The 13,812-nt window shown below is 57.4% G+C and carries 12 protein-coding genes and 1 pseudogene; 8 read left to right on the forward strand and 5 right to left on the reverse strand.

What is annotated here, in order from left to right; all coding sequences use genetic code 11:
* On the forward strand, positions 1-772 hold a 772-nt coding region (locus M0974_RS09035), incomplete at its 5' end, for a class I fructose-bisphosphate aldolase (protein WP_297835498.1).
* A gap of 183 nt (positions 773-955) precedes the next feature.
* Here the strand turns inward: M0974_RS09035 and M0974_RS09040 are convergent.
* The 3 genes and pseudogenes from M0974_RS09040 to M0974_RS09050 all read right to left on the reverse strand — a co-directional run bounded on the left by M0974_RS09040 (position 956) and on the right by M0974_RS09050 (position 4,002).
* Positions 956-2,343 (reverse strand): annotated as a pseudogene (locus M0974_RS09040) (MFS transporter).
* Positions 2,344-2,399: 56 nt separating this feature from the next.
* Positions 2,400-3,215, reverse strand: a complete 816-nt coding sequence (aroE, locus tag M0974_RS09045) for a shikimate dehydrogenase (RefSeq protein WP_297835499.1) — start codon at positions 3,213-3,215, stop codon at positions 2,400-2,402.
* A gap of 22 nt (positions 3,216-3,237) precedes the next feature.
* Positions 3,238-4,002: an SDR family oxidoreductase gene (locus M0974_RS09050; protein ID WP_297835500.1), complete on the reverse strand. Its 765-nt coding sequence runs from the start codon at positions 4,000-4,002 to the stop codon at positions 3,238-3,240.
* A gap of 142 nt (positions 4,003-4,144) precedes the next feature.
* On the opposite strand from M0974_RS09050, the gene M0974_RS09055 reads away from it, so the two are divergent.
* Entirely contained in the window at positions 4,145-5,044 is a 900-nt protein-coding gene (locus tag M0974_RS09055; protein ID WP_297835502.1) for a LysR substrate-binding domain-containing protein, read from the forward strand.
* Between the two features lie 154 nt (positions 5,045-5,198).
* Here M0974_RS09055 and M0974_RS09060 read toward each other — a convergent pair whose 3' ends face one another.
* The gene (locus M0974_RS09060; RefSeq protein WP_297835504.1) at positions 5,199-6,290 is read right to left on the reverse strand and encodes an NADH:flavin oxidoreductase/NADH oxidase; all 1,092 of its coding nucleotides are present in this window, start codon (positions 6,288-6,290) and stop codon (positions 5,199-5,201) included.
* A 49-nt stretch (positions 6,291-6,339) separates the two neighbouring features.
* Between M0974_RS09060 and M0974_RS09065 the strand changes: the two genes are divergently transcribed.
* Positions 6,340-6,675, forward strand: coding sequence for a helix-turn-helix domain-containing protein (locus tag M0974_RS09065; RefSeq protein ID WP_297835512.1), 336 nt, complete (start codon positions 6,340-6,342; stop codon positions 6,673-6,675).
* A gap of 277 nt (positions 6,676-6,952) precedes the next feature.
* Here M0974_RS09065 and M0974_RS09070 read toward each other — a convergent pair whose 3' ends face one another.
* Positions 6,953-7,852 carry a LysR family transcriptional regulator gene (locus tag M0974_RS09070; RefSeq protein ID WP_297835505.1) on the reverse strand — a complete coding sequence of 300 codons (900 nt, stop codon included), beginning with the start codon at positions 7,850-7,852 and terminating at the stop codon, positions 6,953-6,955.
* A 143-nt stretch (positions 7,853-7,995) separates the two neighbouring features.
* Between M0974_RS09070 and salA the strand changes: the two genes are divergently transcribed.
* The 5 genes from salA to M0974_RS09095 form a co-directional block, all read left to right on the forward strand.
* Positions 7,996-9,270 carry a salicylate 1-monooxygenase gene (gene salA / locus M0974_RS09075; RefSeq protein WP_297835507.1) on the forward strand — a complete coding sequence of 425 codons (1,275 nt, stop codon included), beginning with the start codon at positions 7,996-7,998 and terminating at the stop codon, positions 9,268-9,270.
* 80 nt (positions 9,271-9,350) lie between these two features.
* Positions 9,351-10,289, forward strand: coding sequence for a catechol 1,2-dioxygenase (gene catA / locus M0974_RS09080; protein ID WP_297835509.1), 939 nt, complete (start codon positions 9,351-9,353; stop codon positions 10,287-10,289).
* Positions 10,290-10,337: 48 nt separating this feature from the next.
* Entirely contained in the window at positions 10,338-11,486 is a 1,149-nt protein-coding gene (locus M0974_RS09085) for an NAD(P)-dependent alcohol dehydrogenase (RefSeq protein WP_297835510.1), read from the forward strand.
* A gap of 28 nt (positions 11,487-11,514) precedes the next feature.
* Entirely contained in the window at positions 11,515-12,966 is a 1,452-nt protein-coding gene (locus tag M0974_RS09090) for an aldehyde dehydrogenase (protein ID WP_297835511.1), read from the forward strand.
* Positions 12,967-13,120: 154 nt separating this feature from the next.
* On the forward strand, positions 13,121-13,812 hold a 692-nt coding region (locus M0974_RS09095; protein ID WP_297835513.1), incomplete at its 3' end, for a transporter.

The following is a 13,812-nucleotide window of genomic DNA, read 5'->3' on the forward strand; positions in this document are numbered from 1 at the left end:
CCTGAGCGGAGCGGGCATTATCCCGGGCATCAAAGTGGACATCGGTACAACCGAATTGGCTGGTTATCCTGGAGAGAAAATCACCGAGGGTCTGGACGGGTTGCGTGATCGGCTCAAAGAATACTTTCAAATGGGCGCCCGGTTTGCCAAGTGGCGCGCGGTGATCACCATAGGGGGTGATATTCCCAGCACTGGTTGCATCGAGGCCAACGCTCAGGCGCTGGCCCGTTATGCTGCGTTGTGTCAGGAGGCGGGGATGGTTCCCATCGTCGAGCCGGAAGTGCTTATGGACGGTGAACATACCCTGGAGCGGTGCGCCGCAGTAACAGAGGACGTTCTGCGAATAGTCTTCAAGCAGTTGCACGCTCAACGAGTGCTGCTTGAGGGCATGCTTTTGAAGCCGAATATGGTGCTTTCCGGCTTGGCTTGCGCCACCCAGGCAACGGTGGCCGCAGTAGCCGACGCGACCGTCAGTTGCCTCCTGCGAACCGTACCCGCCGCTGTGCCTGGCATTACGTTCTTGTCTGGGGGGCAATCGGGAGAGTTGGCTTCGGCCCGATTAAATGCAATGAATGTGGAATTCAAGTCACGGTTGCCCTGGGCATTGGCATTTTCGTTTGCCCGTGCCGTCCAGCAACCGGCTTTGGATATTTGGCGCGGTGAGGAGGCCAATGTGGTGGCAGCCCAACAGGCTCTGTTACACCGGCTCAGATGTAACCACGCGGCATGCCGTGGTGAGTACGACGCTGATCTGGAAGGGCAGGCCGTATGACAGCTCTCATACCCACGTCCGTGCATCTTTTTGCTTGTGAGACACGGCGAAACTGAATAGACGCTTTCCCGTCAGCAGCCTGATGCAATCAGCCCCACATTCAGGTCGATGATCTCAATGGGAGGCTGATAATTACTTGGCAGAGTCGCGCACCTGTTCAAGGGTGCGGTACAGGCTGCGGCGTCACGCTATGGGTGTGCTGGTTCTGGACTGGACAGGCAGCCCTGCTTCGGCGTTGGCTATTTCCCAGGCATCACGGGGTTCGTCCAAGTCGCGGTTGAGGGTTTCCGGGGTCTTGAATGTGGCGTACAGGGTGATCAGGGTCAGCAGCGCCAGGTAGCAGGCAATCGGCAGCCAGGCGCCGATACCAGCGCTGGCGTCGCCGTCGTGGCTCGCCACGACCAGGGCGATGATGCCGGCACCGATCATTGGCGCAATGCCACCCGCGATCACTGCCGAAGCTTCCCGGGCGATCGATACACCCATGTAGCGGTGACGCGAGCCGAACAGTTCAGGCATCAGTGCCGCCTGGGTGCCAAACATGCCCCAGGTACCGATGCCCAGAGCGATGGAGATGGCAATGATGCTCGCCACGACGTTGCCCAGACTGAGTACCCACCATACCGGGAAGGCCAGCGCCAGTTGCAGCAGCGCGAAGGCCCGGTAGACCACCACACGACCAAAACGGTCGCTGAGCTTGCCGGCAATCGGCACGGTCATCGCGCCGAGGCTGGCCGCGCAGATAAGTGTCAGCACGCCCACCGGCCCTTGCAGACCCACCACGCCAACGATGTAGCTCACAGCCAGGGCTTGGTAAATCGATGAACCACCGTTTTCCCCCAGGCGCAGGCCGATGCCGATCAGCAAGGTGGGCTTGGAGTGTTTCATGACACTTTTCAGCGGGTTCTCGCACACGCGCTTGAGCGCCTTGAGGCGGATGAAGGTCGGCGATTCCTTGAGTGACAGACGCATGTACAGGCCCAGCGCAACGATCACTACGCTGCTGAAGAACGGCACGCGCCACAGCCCGCTCTCGATGACGTTGTCATTGCCGCTGACCACCAGGAAATACACCAGCGCCGCGAGAATGGTCCCCAATTGGATGCCGAGGAACGGCAGGGCGGCGTAGAAACCACGCCGGCCCCCGGGAGCGTACTCGGTCATCATCACCGCCGCACCAGCCTGTTCGGCACCTGCGCCCAGCCCCTGGAGCAGACGCAGGACCACTAGCAGTACCGGTGCCAGGTAGCCGACCTGATGAAAGGTTGGCAGGGCACCAATCAGGGTGCTGGAAATGCCCATCAGCAGCACCGTCGACGCCAGCACGAACTTGCGCCCGACGCGGTCACCAATCATGCCGAACAGTACGCCGCCCAGCGGCCGTATCGCAAAACCCAGGAAGTAGGTGCCGAAACTGGCGATCAGGCTCATGGCACGGGTCTGTTCAGGAAAGAATAGCGGCCCGAAGCACTGCCCAGGGAGCAGGCCCAGGCTGCACGGTGTAAGTCTTTTTTGCGCTCTTGCGCGTCGGGGGTCAAGGCGATGTCGGATGGAGAATGATCGTGAGTCATGTGGGTACCTCTAGGTGCCTTTACGGCATCTTGTTATTGATAGGTAGCTGGGTTGCTTACAATTTCAACCGTTGTATTTCCTGGAGCATGGCCTGCTCCATGATGTCGATGGGCGCATCTTTCCCGGTGTACAACTCGATTTGTCGACACGCTTGGTGCACCAACATGCGGGTGCCAGCCACGGTGCTGCAACCCAGAGCTTTGGCTTGCAGTAGCAGAGCGGTCTGCACCGGCATGAACGCCACATCCATGACAATCAGGTGGCTGGCCAGGCGGCCGTCCAGCGGGTTGCTGTTCGGCTGCTTGAAGCCCACGGAGGTAGCGTTGATGACGACATCGAAGGTCTTGGCCGTGAACGCCTCGACGCTGCCGCCCCACTGCGCACCCAGATCCTCGGCCAGTGCGGCACCGCGTTCGGCACTGCGGTTGAACACAGTGACCTGAGCCGCCGCTTGCAGGCAACCGTAGACCACCGCACGAGCAGCGCCGCCGGCACCGATCACGGCGATACGCTTGCCGTTCAGTTCGGTGACTTCCTGCAGGGCGCGTATCGCACCCAGGTAGTCGGTGTTGTAGCCGGTCAGTACGCCGTCGACGTTGTTGATGGTGTTGACCGCACCAATCACCCGGGCCGATTCGTCGATCGTATCCAGATGCGGCATCACCGCAGTTTTGTAGGGCATGGAGACGTTCATGCCGCGCACGCCCAGAGCGCGAATGGCCGCCACGGCGGCAACTGGATCTTCGACGCCAAAACAGACAAAGGTATAGTCCAGGCCCAAGGCCGCGTATGCAGCGTTGTGGATCTTGGCAGAGAGCGAAAACGGCGAACCCATGATTGAGCCGCAGAGGGTTGGCAGGGATTGAGGCATGCTGGAGTCCTTGGCGCGAGAGTTAGACGACGCTGGTCAAGCCACCATCGACGAAAAGGGTGTGGCCGTTAACGAAGTCGGACGCTGACGAGGCGAGGAAAACTGCCGCGCCGCACAGTTCCTCGACATTGCCCCAGCGCCCGGCGGGGGTGCGTTGCACCAGCCAGTCTGAGAAAGCCGGGTCGTCGACCAGTGCCTGATTCAGTTCGGTCTGGAAATAGCCCGGGGCCAGGGCGTTGATCTGTAGGCCATGGCCGGCCCAGTCGGCACACATGCCACGGGTGAGCATGCGCACGGCGCCCTTGCTGGCGGCGTAGGGCGCGATAGAGGGGCGGGCCAGCTCGCTTTGCACCGAACCGATGTTGATGATCTTGCCGCGTTGGCGAGCGATCATGTGTCGGGCCACCGCCTTGGACACATTGAATACGCCATCGAGGTTGGTGCTCATCAGCCGGTGCCAGTCTTCGGCACTGACGTCCTGGAGCACCTGACGATGCTGCAACCCAGCGTTGTTGATCAGAATGTCTATTGGACCCAAGCGGTTTTCCAGAGCGTCGACGGCCGTTGCGACGGCTTGATGGTCGGTCACGTCGAACAACGAGTATTCGGCGTCCAGGCCTTCATCGCGTAACAGCGCGCAGGCGCCTTGGGCCCGTTCGGCATCGCGACCATTGAGCACCACCTGAGCGCCGGCTTGTGCCAGCCCACGGGCCAGGGCCAAGCCAATGCCGCGCACTGAGCCGGTGATCAGCGCCCGACGCCGGTTCAGGCGAAAGTTGTCGATCATGTATGTCTCCCTGTCTTGGATTTATGAATGGGGCAATGACGCCACTTTCAGCCGCTACCGCCTCGGCATGCCAATCGTTTATGGTGATGCTGTGATCACCGATCGTGATCACCAAAAGCGCTGCACTGAATCGGGAGGATAAGTGGAACTCAAACATCTGCGGGCCTTTGCGGCCTTGGCCGAAGAGCTGCACTTTGGCCGTGCGGCGGCGCGCCTGCACATTGTCCAGCCAGCCTTGAGTGCGCAAATACGTGCCCTTGAGGAGGATGTCGGGGCACAGTTGTTCGAGCGTGACCGACATCGGGTCGAGTTGACCGAGGAGGGAACGCTGTTTCTGCCCGGGGCCCTGGCGACCCTGCGCCAGGCCGAGCGCGCCCGTGAGGTGTTACAGCAGGCCGCGGCCGGAGAGGTCGGGGTGTTGCGTCTGGCATTTGTGTCGTCAACGTTGTCGCAATTGTTGCCGGTGCTCGTGCGTACGCTGGAGGAGCGCTATCCGCGTATCGAACTGGAGCTCAAGGACATGCCTTCGTTGCCGCAGGCCCGGGCCTTGCTGGACAATGCCCTGGATTTTGGTTTGGTACGCCTGCCCTTGAATGTGCCTGGCGTGCACACGCGTATGCTCTTTGAGGAGTCGTTGGTGGTGGCACTGCCGCAAGACCATCCGCTGTGTGCCCAGCGTCGTATACAGCCTCAGGATCTGGCCGGCTGTCCGGTGCTGGTGTTAGCGCGTAAGTTCGCCCCCGGTCTGTATGACCAGATGTTGGTGGGTTTTCACCGACGCAAGATCACCCTGGCGATTGCCCGGGAGATGGGCGAATTCACCACCCAGTTGGCGCTGGTGGCCGCCGGCCTGGGCGTCGGCATTTTGCCAAGCGGTGCCGCATCGGCTCTGCCAATCGGAGTCGTGACCCGGCCACTGGCGCTGGCCATGAGCGGCGCCGGCATCGGCGTGGCCTGGACCAGTCTGGAAAACCCGCGCAAGCGGACGTTGATGCAGGTGCTTGACGAACTCTATCCCGCGTCGAGTCCTGAGTGTTCTTAGGGGCTGTGCGGCCAGGGGAATTCCCAGGCGCTGCGCGACCATGAACTACACGCTCAATAGCACATGTCATTGGCCAAACCATGGAAGCAGCAATGGGTATTTGTCCAACAGGCATCGGAGATGCCGCCGACTGAGCGGCATCTCGTCGTCTGACTCAGCGGTAGCGTTCGAGCCAGTGAGCGTAAGGCGCAGGGAGCGTCCAGGACGCGTTATCGACACCCAGTTCTTTGGCTGCAAAATACGCCCAGTGCGGGTCGGCCAGATGGGCACGTCCGACAGACACCAAGTCCAACTGTCCATCCTGAACCGCAGCATGCGCAAGCTGTGGTGTGCCAAAGCCCCAGGCGGATGTCACCGGCAGACCAGTCTCCCGACGCACTCGTTCAGCGATAGGACCCATGAACGCGGGGCCCCAAGGAATGTTGGTTTCCGGGATGGTGAAACCTACGCTGACGCTCAACAGATCAAGCCCACCTTCTTTGAACCGGCGGCCTAGCTCGATCGATTCATTCAGGGTTTGTTCGTCACGCCCGTCATATTCAATGACACCGAAGCGTGCAGTTAGCGGAAGATTCTCTGGCCAAACCTCACGAACAGCGGCGAGAGTTTCCAGCAGGAAACGACTGCGGTTTTCGAAACTGCCGCCGTACGCGTCGGTACGCTGATTGGAGTGCTCCGAAAAGAAACTCTGACCCAAATAACCATGTGCAAAGTGCAGTTCGATCCATTCGAAGCCGGCGTCGCGGGCTCGGCGTGCAGCATTCACGAAGTCCTGACGCACGCGAGCGATATCTTCCAGCGTCATTTCCTCTGGCACTTTCGGCAAGTTGGCGCCGAACGCGATCGGGGAGGGGGCTATGGTCTTCCAGCCGTTTGGGTCGGTGTCAGCGATATGATCGTCTCCTTCCCATGGCCGATTGGCGCTCGCTTTACGACCAGCATGCGCGATCTGAATACCAGGCACAGAGCCTGCAGCCTTGATCGCCTTTACTACGGGTACGAATGCCTGGGCATGTTCGTCGCTCCAGATTCCGGCGCAGCCGGGGGTGATGCGTCCCTCGGGCGAGACGGCTGTTGCTTCGACCACGACCAGTCCTGCACCGCCTCGTGCCAAGCTTGCGAGGTGCACAAGGTGCCAGTCATTGATCACCCCATTGTCGGCCATGTACTGGCACATTGGCGGAATGGCTATGCGATTTCGTAAGGTCACGTCCTTTAAGGTGAACGGCTCGAACAGTGCTGACATCGGTGTGCTCCAGATAAATGTAATTCGCTTGTTCGATAGTAATCGAAATATGGCGCAAGTTGAAACCCCCCGCTATCATGCAGTCATGCGCGCCTTCAAACATCCACTCCCGTCAGACTTCGCCCTTGAGCGCGTCCTTCACGCCTTGAGTGATCCCGTTCGTCTAGAAATCGTTCGTTGTTTAGCGGGCGTCACTGAGGCTTCATGCGGTGAGTTGGATGGAGGTCGGCCGAAATCCAGCATGTCGCATCACTTCCGGGTATTGCGGGATGCTGGACTTGTCCAAACACGCAATGTCGGAACGACGCACATGAACTCACTGCGCGGCGTGGAGCTCAATCTGCGCTTTCCGGGGTTACTGCAAAGCATCCTCGCCCAGGCATGAGAAGGTTTCTGAGTTAACAGTTGTAGCTAGTTCAGCGAGCGGTTTCGCGATAGTTGGTTGGATCGGGCCGGCCTTGTTGTTCAGCTCACTGGGTGTGATATCAACATTGTGCGCGCTGAAGATGCGCGAGACGGCGCCAGCCGTTGACAAGTTGGCTCAACCGCTCCCAATAAAAGCAGAGGAGGTCACGGACAAATGGGTAGCGGGATAAAGCAGGATTGCTCGAAGCGCGTTTCCCGGACTCGACAAATACCCGGATTACAGAACGAATCATTACTTAGTCGCTGAACAGGTCGAACATGAGCTGTCGAAACCATCGGTTAGCCGGGTCACGGACACATCTGGCATGCCAGAATAAATTGATTGCGATTTCGGGTAACGGCATTGGCAGAGGCAGCATCGTCAGCTCGAACGGACCGGTGCAACTGCTCGCGAAGCGCTCAGGTACAGTCGCAATAAGGTCGGTGTTCTGCAGGATGTGACCCACTGCCACGAAATGCGGCACTTCCAGTTTGATGTCTCGATGTAAGCCCGCGCGCTGCATCAAAGCGTCGATTTCCCCGTGACCTGTACTAGCGGCGACAACCCTGACATGGCCGTATTCACAGAATCGCTCCCGGGTCATCGCTTGTTGGGTGATTGGATGCTCCTTCCTGCACAAGCATACGTAGCGATGGTGAAAGAGTCGTCGCTGATAGACGCCTGCCTGCAGATCGGGCAAAAGTCCAACTGCCAGATCAACACTGCCGTTGGCCAACGCTTCGGATAGACCTGCGTGAGTACGTAGGGTGCTCACGGATACACCTGGCGCGAGCTTTAGCAGGGTATCGATCAATCTCGGCATGAAGTAAATCTCGCCAATATCAGTCATTGCGATGACGAAGCGCTTTTGCGTAGTCGCGGGATCAAAGTCGTCTTGACGATTCAAAGCGCCGTGCAACGTACCAATGGCGCTGGATACTGGATCGGCTAGCTGGACCGCGTAAGGCGTTGGCTGCATTCCTTGACTAGTGCGCACGAACAACTCGTCTTTCAGCGCTGTGCGCAAGCGCTTTAGCGCATTGCTGACTGCCGGCTGAGTTAACTCCAGGCTTTGCGCTGCGCCAGACACACTTCGGTCGATCAGCAGTTGGTGAAATACCACCAACAAATTCAAATCCAGCTCGCGCAGTTGCATGGTGATTTTCTCTTGGAGGAGTAGCCAAAGCCAAAGATAGTATTCAGGTTGGTGATAGTGTCTATGGAGTTTGCGCCATTTATCAATAGAGGTGAGAGCGGCATTATCGGGGCATTCCAAAAACAAAACACAAGGTTGTCCCCATGTGTAGCTCTCAATCTACTTTACAAATAGCCATCGTTGGCGGCGGTATTGCTGGCGTGGCCTTGGCGCTGGATCTATGCCGTCATCCTCATTTAAACATCCAACTCTTTGAAGCCGCACCTGCATTTGGTGAGGTTGGAGCAGGCGTGTCATTTGGTGCGAACGCGGTTCGCGCAATTGAAGGGCTGGGAATAGGTAAGCCTTACGAACTCATTGCTGACCGGACTTCGGCCCCATGGCAAGACATCTGGTTCGAATGGCGCCGTGGTACCGATGCCGGTTATTTAGGCAATAGTGTGGCGCCGGGCGTTGGCCAATCTTCCGTGCACAGAGCAGATTTTCTGGATGCCTTGGCACAACAGTTGCCACCCGGTATCGCCTGCTTTGACAAGCGTGCGGTGCAGGTCGATGAAGTAGACGAACGCGTTCGTATTCGCTTCACGGATGGTACCCAATACGAGTGTGATTTGTTGATCGCCGCTGATGGTATCAAGTCATCTATCCGAGATTACGTACTGCAGGGGTTGGGTCATCCAGCGGTTGTTCCCCGATTCAGCGGCACCTGCGCCTACAGGGGAATGATCGATAGCGAAACGCTCCGAGCGGCGTACCGCGCAGCCGACATCGACGAGCATCTGATCAATGTTCCGCAAATGTATTTGGGCCTGGACGGCCACATCCTCACGTTCCCGGTCAAGAAAGGCCGGTTGATCAACGTAGTGGCCTTCGTTTCAGATCGCAGCTCCCCTGATCCGCAATGGCCACAGGACACGCCTTGGGTAAAAAACACCACACAGGCCGATATGCTCCAGGCCTTTTCGAGCTGGGGCGACGCGGTCCGCGTTCTGCTCGAATGTATTCCCGCGCCTACCTTATGGGCGCTTCACGACCTGGAGGAGCTTCCCGGCTATGTGCATGGCCGAGTAGGACTCATTGGTGACGCTGCGCACGCCATGCTCCCTCATCAAGGGGCCGGTGCCGGTCAGGGACTTGAGGACGCTTGGTTGCTTGCTCGACTTTTGGCTGATCCCCACGTGACTGCTGAAAACGTAAAACCCTTGCTTGGAGCCTACAACGACGTGCGCAGACCGCGCGCTTGTCGAGTTCAGCGCACCTCGTTGGAGGCAGGCGAGCTGTATGAAATGCGTGATGGTCATGTCAGCGATAACGAGCAGCTTCTGTCAACGACCCTGGCCAGTCGGTTCGATTGGTTGTGGAACCATGACATAGAGGTCGATCTGGCGAATGCACGTAGCCAGCTCGGATGGCAGTAAGTGGGTAGGTAACCGTATGTTCCCGCGCTGTGCGGTTGTGGCGGGTGCAGATAAATCAACAATAAAAAAGGAGCAACATTATGACTGTCAGCATTTATAACTCACCCCAGGTTCTTGCGTTTCTCGAGGACGCGGCAGGATTGAGGAACACCGAAGGAAGTGCGCGTAACAAGCAGATTGTCTTCCGATTGCTGCAAGAGACTGTTCGGCTGATCGAGGAGTTGGACATCAGTGATGATGAGTTCTGGTCAGCTGTCGAATACTTCAACCGCCTTGGCGCAAGCAATGAAGCAGGTCTCTTGGTCGCAGGCCTTGGGATCGAACATTTTCTCGACCTTCGTAACGATGCCAAACAAGCCGAAGCCGGACGAGTTGGCGGAACGCCACGCACCATTGAAGGCCCACTCTATGTTGCCGGTGCCCCGCTGTGCGATGGCTATGCCCGTCTGGATGATGGGGCCGAAGGCGATGCCGCCACGGTTATGTTCGTGGAAGGCCAGGTACTTGACCTGCAAGGACTTCCAATTCCAGGGGCGTTGGTGGATATCTGGCAGGCCGACAGCAAAGGTAACTACTCCCACTTTGATAAAAGCCAGTCCGAATTCAACCTGCGTCGCCGCATAGTGGCTGACGCCCAAGGGCGCTACCGGGTTCGAAGTATTGTGCCCTCAGGCTATGGCTGCAATCCGTTGGGCCCCACTCAGGAATGCCTGAACCAACTCGGTCGTCATGGCCAGCGTCCCGCGCATATCCACTTCTTCGTGTCCGCCGCAGGGTACGAACATTTGACCACCCAAATAAACCTTTCCAACGATGCCTATCTTTGGGACGACTTCGCCTATGCCACCCGTGATGGGCTGATTGGTGAGGTGCGGTTCGTCGAAGATGCGCCGACGGCACGCGAGCGGGAGATTTCAGGTCGGTTCGCGGAGATGACTTTCGATTTCCAGTTGCGCCCAGCACTCGATAGCGCAGCAGCGCGGCGAAGTAATCGTCCGCGGGCGCTTCAAGAGGCGTGAGACGTCATTACACATCATCGATAGAAAATGAAAAAAGAGGATAACCGCATGTCCCTTAGTAATTTGAAACCCGTTGAAGTCACTGTCGCTGTCCTGCGCGAGGCAGGCGCAAAGTTTAAATTGGAACGAGCCGAACTGGGCGTCCCGCGTCCAGACGAAGTCCGCGTCCGCATCGTCGCAACCGGCGTGTGCCACACGGACATGGTGGTTCGTGACCAATTGTTCCCGACACCGCTGCCAATCGTTCTAGGGCACGAAGGTGCCGGGGTAGTCGAATCGATCGGTTCGGCCGTTACTACCATCGCCCCCGGTGACCATGTGGTGTTGACGTACATGTCTTGCGGGCTATGCCTGCCTTGCGAAAATGGACACCCCGCGCATTGCTCGCATATGCACCCGCTGAATTTCGGGGGTGGTCGCCTTGATGGCAGCACCTCGACCTGCAGCTGTGAAGGCAACACGCCGATCCATGACCATTTTTTTGGTCAGTCATCGTTTTCGACTTACGTCATCGCCAATGAACGAAGCGTCGTCAAGGTTTCGAAGAATGCTCCGCTGGAGCTTCTTGGACCATTGGGCTGCGGCATTCAGACCGGGGCAGGGTCTGTACTCAAGGCGATGAAGGTTGAGGCCGGTGCCAGCTTTGCCGCTTTCGGTTCAGGTGCTGTTGGCCTGGCTGCGGTCATGGCAGCCAGGGTTGCGGGCGCGACCACCATCATTGCCGTCGATGTGACCCCCAGTCGTCTAGCACTGGCCTTAGAACTCGGCGCGACTCACGTAATCAACAGCCGCGAAGAAGATCCGGTACAGCGTATCCGTGAAATCACCGGTGGAGGTGTCAACTACAGCCTGGAGTGCTCGGGTCGAGCGGAAGTTTTGCGCCAGGCTATCGACGCGATCACCACGCTAGGCACCTGCGGCATTGTCGGCGCCACGAAGATGGGGACCGAGGTCGCCTTCAACATCAATGAAGTCATGATTCCCGGCAAGCGAATCATGGGCATTGTCCAGGGCGACGTAGTTGCCAACGCCTTCATTCCAACATTGGTCGATTTGTACCTGCAGGGTCGCTTTCCGTTCGACAAGCTGTGCCGCTTTTATGACTTCGATCAGATTAACGAAGCGATGGCCGACAGTGAGAGTGGCATCACGATCAAACCCATCCTGCGTATGCCGACTGTGACTGAGCAAGCGTGATATTCCCAATTGATAAAAGGTAACAAAGATGAATGTTCAACTGGTTATCGATAACGTGAAGCAAGCGGCGGAGGGCGGTAAAACCTATCGACGCCTCGACCCTGTCACCTCGCAATTGGTCACCGAGGGGGCGGCGTGTAGCGTTGAAGACGCCTTGCGCGCGGCGGCATCATCGCAAGCGGCTTTCAAGACCTGGTCAAAGGTTGGTCCTACGGAGCGCCGTCGCCTTCTTTTGGCTGCCGCCGACGTGCTGGAAAGCAAGATGGCAACCTTCTGCAGTGTCATGGCGCAAGAAATTGGCGCATCACAGCTTTGGGCGCAATTCAACGTCGGAGCTTCTGCAAATCTGCTACGTGAAGCAGCGGCGCTTACGACCCAGATCAAGGGAGAAACCATCCCTACCGATAAGGCCAACACTCTGTCCATGACCCTGCGGCAGCCCGTGGGTACAGTGCTCAGCATCGTGCCCTGGAACGGGCCAGTGGTTCTGGGGGCAAGAGCAATCGCTTACCCCTTGGCGTGTGGCAACACGGTTATTTTCAAAGGATCGGAAAATAGCCCGCGTACTCACGAGCTACTGACAGAAGCCTTCCATGAAGCAGGATTTCCACCGGGCGTATTGAACTTTATTATCTCGGCGCCTGAGGATGCCTCGGCAGTCACCGAAGCATTGATCAGTCACGACACGGTTAGGAGGATCAACTTCACGGGCTCTACCAAGGTCGGGCGGATGATCGCTCAGACCAGCGCCAAATATCTCAAACGTTGCCTGTTGGAGCTGGGCGGTAAAGCTCCCTTTATCGTCCTTGAAGATGCAGACCTGGAGGGGGCGGTGAATGCAGCAGTATTTGGTGCATTCCTTTACCAAGGGCAGATTTGCATGTCGACCGAACGCTTCGTTGTTGACGAAGCGATCGCTGACGAATTCGTCGCCAAATTTGCCCAGCGGGTCAGTAGCCTGGAAGTAGGAAATCCGGTAAATGCGCCTGGCGCCGTAATAGGTCCGATGATCTCCCAAGGTTCGGTTCAACGTATCAACCAGTTGTTGGACGACGCAATCGGCAAGGGCGCACGTATCGTAGCAGGCGGTCTGGCAGACCAGGCGTTGATGAGCCCAACCCTCGTTGATCAAGTGACCTCTTCAATGGATATCTACGATGAGGAGACTTTCGGTCCGGTAACCACCATCGTCCGCGTCAAGGGCGCCGAGCAAGCGCTGGAAGTCGCCAATGACACGGCTTATGGTCTTTCGTCGTCGATTTTCAGTCGAAATGTAAGCCTTGCCCTAGATCTAGCGAGTCGTCTTGACGCTGGTTGTGTGCATATCAACGGCGCCACGGTTCAGAACGAACCTCAAGCACCCTATGGCGGCATGAAAAACAGTGGTCATGGTCGGTTCGATGGCAGTGCTGTCATTGATGAATTTACCGAGGTGAAGTGGGTCACCGTGGAACCTGCTGACCAGCCTTATCCATTCTAAGTTTCACCCGCCGCAAAGCTATCAGTTCGAAAAGCAGCCCTGTGGTTAATTGACCCACAGGGCTATCGCGTGCTGCTAAATAACAATGGTTGCGAAAATGAATAATAAAAAGACAAATGCGCCAGTAAGCCTGCTAAAAAACGCTCAACACCTAATGGTTGGCTCTGCCTTAGTGTTGGCATTACCCGCCGCTTCGGCTACTGAAGGTGGTGGCTCTTCCTACCCAATGGGCGCCGAAAATTACATGACTGGCGCCATGCCGCCGCCAGGGTTCTATAGCCAGATATTTGCCGAAAGTTATAGAGCAGATACTTTGCGCAACAATCAGGGTGGTAAGGCGGTTAACGACTTTCATTTAAGTGCAGATGTTATCGCGCCTAGGTTGATCTGGGTCACTGACCAGAAGATATTTGACGGCGCGTTGGCATTTCATGTGAATGTCCCGCTTGTTGACCTCCGAGTCGACGTCAATGATCAGCATCAAAGCAAGAACGGGATGGGCGATATCATCTTCGGCCCAGCGCTGGGGTATCACTACAGTGAAAAGTTTCACGCTATTTATGCGCTGGACATATTCGCGCCAACGGGGCGGTATGATAAAAATGATCTTGCTAATATCGGTCGTAACTATTGGGCATTCGAGCCCATCGCGGCGTTCTCTTACGTGAATCCAGTTGGCCTAAACGCCGACATCAAAATGATGTATGACTTCAACCTGCGTAACTCGGACACCGACTATCGGTCTGGCCAAGAACTGCACGCCGACTACTCCCTAGGATGGGGCTTGGGCAATGGCTGGGTGTTAGGCGTGGGTGGCTACATTTATCGCCAGACCACTGATGATCG

The organism is Pseudomonas sp., assembly GCF_026224925.1.
Classification (GTDB): Bacteria; Pseudomonadota; Gammaproteobacteria; order Pseudomonadales; family Pseudomonadaceae; genus Aquipseudomonas.